Source organism: Dietzia sp. CW19 (genome assembly GCF_014145265.1).
Taxonomy (GTDB): domain Bacteria; phylum Actinomycetota; class Actinomycetes; order Mycobacteriales; family Mycobacteriaceae; genus Dietzia; species Dietzia natronolimnaea.
In genome coordinates this window covers 1-3,834 of the sequence record NZ_JAALEE010000384.1, presented here as the reverse complement: position 1 = coordinate 3,834, position 3,834 = coordinate 1, and the positions used below count along the sequence as shown (strand labels likewise).

At 69.8% G+C, this 3,834-nt stretch carries 4 protein-coding genes; all 4 read right to left on the bottom strand.

Annotated elements, in window-relative coordinates:
* Positions 1-307, bottom strand: a 307-nt coding sequence (locus tag G6021_RS17365; protein WP_182641355.1) for an alpha/beta fold hydrolase, incomplete at its 3' end; no start/stop codon positions are given.
* Positions 304-819 (bottom strand): phage holin family protein, encoded by a 516-nt coding sequence (locus tag G6021_RS11765; protein WP_179524416.1) that lies wholly within the window; start codon positions 817-819, stop codon positions 304-306. The genes G6021_RS11765 and G6021_RS17365, both read right to left, overlap by 4 nt.
* 81 nt (positions 820-900) lie before the next feature.
* The gene (acs, locus tag G6021_RS11760) at positions 901-2,868 is read right to left on the bottom strand and encodes an acetate--CoA ligase (protein ID WP_182610671.1); all 1,968 of its coding nucleotides are present in this window, start codon (positions 2,866-2,868) and stop codon (positions 901-903) included.
* A gap of 144 nt (positions 2,869-3,012) precedes the next feature.
* Positions 3,013-3,609 carry a PRC-barrel domain-containing protein gene (locus tag G6021_RS11755; RefSeq protein WP_182617637.1) on the bottom strand — a complete coding sequence of 199 codons (597 nt, stop codon included), beginning with the start codon at positions 3,607-3,609 and terminating at the stop codon, positions 3,013-3,015.
* Positions 3,610-3,834: the final 225 nt, after the last annotated feature.

The window sequence follows — 3,834 nt, the reverse complement described above, 5'->3', positions numbered from 1 at the left end:
CGGCCAGCGTCCACCCGTCGTAGCCGCGCGGTGGTTTGTCGGAGTCCCCGTGGCCGCGGAGGTCCGCCGCGACGGCGTGGAAACCGGCCTCGGCCAGCGCGACGACGGGCGCCCGCATGGTCCACCAGATGCCGCCCAGGCCGTGGATCATCAGCACCAGCGGTGGCAGTTCACCGGGGACGGTGTCGGGCGGGAGAGCCTCGGCGACGTGCAGGCGGATGCCGTTGGCCGAGACGTCACGATGCCGCCACGACCCGTCGATCCTGACGATCGACGGGTCGGGCGGCCGGTGTGCTGGCGTCTTCAGCTGCGCGTGGCGGGCTGGGGCGTCTCGGTGACCCGGACCGTCCCGGGCCGCGGCTCGGCGCCCGTGGGCATGGCCAGCTTGAGGTCGGACACCGAGTCGATGGTGCGCTGGGGCTTACGGATCTTCTTGATCTTGCGGTAACCCAGCAGCCCGCACACCGCCGCCAGCAGCACCAGCACCACGAAGACGATGAGGAACCCGATCCAGTCCCACGACTTGGTACCGAACCACAGCGAGATGAGCTTCGCCCACATGAAGACGAACGGGAAGAAGGACATGAGGAGCAGCACGAGCGCCGCGACGAAGAAGCCCGACCCGGTGGCCGCCTTCTTGACCTGCTCGGTGACCTCGGTCTTCGCGAGCTCGATCTCCGCGCGGACGAGAGTGGACACCTGCGTCGTGGCGTTCTTGACCAGGGTCCCGATGCTGGCGTCGCCCCGACCGATCGAATCCGCGTCGTGCAGAGGGATCGATGCCTCGGTCGGCGAGTGGGTTCCCTGGGCGTGGCTCACGGTTGTTCCTCCATTGTCAGGCGACGGATGCACCGTCGTCCATCGTGCCACGACACGTGGCTGCCTTCACCCGCTACCCGGTCAGCCGCGCGTGCCCTTCTCCCTGATCTGCTCCATGATGGTCGGATCCGACAGCGTCGAGGTGTCCCCGCCGTCGCGGCCCTCGGCCATGTCCTTGAGCAGGCGCCGCATGATCTTCCCGGACCGCGTCTTGGGCAGCTCGGGCACGATCGTGATGTCGCGCGGCTTGGCGATCGGGGAGATCTCCCGCGACACCTCGGCCCGCAGCTCGTCGATGAGCTTCTGCCGGTCCTCCTCGGCGTCGACGTTGCCGCGCAGGATCACGTAGGCGACGATCGCCTGACCGGTGGTCTCGTCGTTGGCGCCGACCACCGCCGCCTCGGCGACCGCGCGGTGACCCACGAGGGCGGACTCGACCTCCGAGGTGGAGATGCGGTGACCGGAGATGTTCATGACGTCGTCGACGCGGCCCAGCACCCACAGCGCGCCGTCGGCGTCCCACTTGGCGCCGTCACCGGCGAAGTAGTACCCCTCCTCGGCGAACCGGGACCAGTAGGTGTCGCGGTAGCGCTCCATGTCGCCCCAGATGCCGCGGAGCATGGACGGCCACGGCTCGGTGAGCACCAGGAAGCCCTGCTCCTCCGCGCCGACCTCCTTGGCGTCGCTGTCCACGATGGCCACGTCGATTCCGGGCAGCGGCCGCATGGCCGAACCGGGCTTGGTCTCGGTCACGCCCGGCAGCGGGGAGATCATGATCGCGCCGGTCTCGGTCTGCCACCACGTGTCCACGATGGGTGCCTTGCCGCCGCCGAGGTTGTCGCGGTACCAGCGCCACGCCTCCGGGTTGATCGGCTCACCGACGGAGCCGAGCAGGCGGATCGAGGACAGGTCGTGGGCGGCCGGGATCTCGGCGCCCCACTTCATGAAGGTCCGCACGAGGGTCGGCGCCGAGTAGTAGATGGTGACGCCGTACTTCTCGATGATCTGGAAGTGGCGGTGCTCGTCCGGCGAGTTGGGGGTGCCCTCGTAGACGATGCACTCGGCACCGTTCGAGAGCGGGGCGTACACGCCGTACGTGTGGCCGGTGACCCAGCCGACGTCCGCGGTGCACCAGTAGACGTCCTGGCCGGCCTTGTGGTCGAACACGTTGTGGTGGGTGTAGGACGCCTGGGTGAGGTAGCCGCCGGAGGTGTGGACGATGCCCTTGGGCTTGCCCGTGGTCCCGGAGGTGTAGAGCAGGAACAGCGGGTGCTCGGAGTCGAAGGCCTCCGGCGTGTGCTCGGTGGACTGCTGCGGGACCACCTCGTCCCACCAGACGTCCCGGCCCTCCGTCCACTCGACGTCCAGGCCGGTGCGGCGCACGACGAGGACGTTCTGCACGGACTTCGCGTGCCCGTCGACGCCCTCGAGATTCCCGGCCAGCGCGTCGTCGACGCCGGCCTTCAGCGGCGCCGGCTTGCCACGACGGAACTGTCCGTCAGCGGTGATCACGAGCTTGGCCTCGGCGTCGTCGATACGGGAGCGCAGGGCGGCGGGCGAGAAGCCGGCGAACACGACGGAGTGGGTCAGGCCGAGGCGTGCGCAGGCCAGCATGGCGATGTAGACCTCGGGCAGCAGCGGCATGTAGATGGCCACCCGGTCGCCGGCGACCAGCCCGAGGGAGCTGAGGTAGTTGGCCGCGCGGCTGACCTCGTCCTTGAGTTCGGCGTAGGTGATGTCCCGCGCGTCGTCCTCGGGCTCGCCGATCCAGTGGATGGCCACCCGGTCGCCGTTGCCGGCCTCGACGTGGCGGTCCACGCAGTTGTGGGCCACGTTGAGCGTGCCGCCCACGAACCACTTGGCGACCGGGGCGTCGGACCAGTCGAGGACCTCGGACCACTCGGTCGACCAGTCCAGGCGCCGTGCCTGCTCGTCCCAGAACGCGAGTCGGTCGGAGGCTGCGACGTCGTAGAGGTCGGCCTGCGCGTTGGCCTGTGCGGTGAAGTCGGGGTCGGGGGCGTAGGTCTGGGTGTGGTCGTGATCGGTCATCAGCGGCTCTCTCTCGGAATATGTGTTCACGGCGGCCGGAGTCGACACGGCGGAAACGACCGGACCGGTTTCTGTGAGCGTAGTCACATACCTGGTGCCGTGTTTCGCAACACACCCGATAGGGGGACGCGGGGGGAGGCGGGGTCAGGACCTCGGCTCGCGGCCTGCGGATTCGCCGGTCTCCCCGCCCTCCGCAGGGGTGGCGCCGGCACTCTTCGGGGTCTCGGCCCTCGCGTTGTCGGGGCCGTCGCCCACCGCGGTGGCGGGTGACGTCGTCGTCGCAGTCTTCCCCGCGCCCTTCGGCGCCTCGCCCGGCGACGTCCCGACGGTCCCGGGCGCCGTCTTCCCGGGCGCGGTCTTCCCGGGCGACTTCTCTCCGGCGGGCTTCTCCCCGGCCGGCTTCGTGCCCGGGGTCCCCGTCTTCTCCGGGGCCTCGAGCCCGTAGTACTCCAGGAGCTTGACCTCCTGTTCCGGTGTCAGGGCGTCTTCGGTGTGATCGGGGCGCGGGGAGTCCCGGATGACGGCACGGGTGTGGTCCACGTGCAGCTCGTCGTCGAGGAGCCGCGCTCCATGGAGGGGGACGATGGCGTCCGAGGAGAAGATGCCGGTCGAGACGGTCGCGAAGGTGATCTTGCCGCTGGCGTCGTCCACGTACACCTGGCGGACCGCGCCGATCTTGGTCCCAGTCGAATCGAATGCCGTCGCGTCCAGCAGTGCGTCGAGTTGGTCCTTGAGGGTCACGGGATCTCCGGGGGGTCGAGGTGGGGGGCGGGGCCGGGGAGCACCCTGAGGTACTGCTGATTACACCAGCTAGACAGCGGTTGAGCCGGGTCTTGGCCGCCTGTGTCGGCGGATTGCGGTGCGCGGGGCGGCGGTCGCCCACGGGTCGGTAACCTCGTCCGGGTGAACACTCGCGCCCAGGACCCCCTCGCCCCGCTGGTCTCCCTGCCCGGCGTCGCGGAGGCG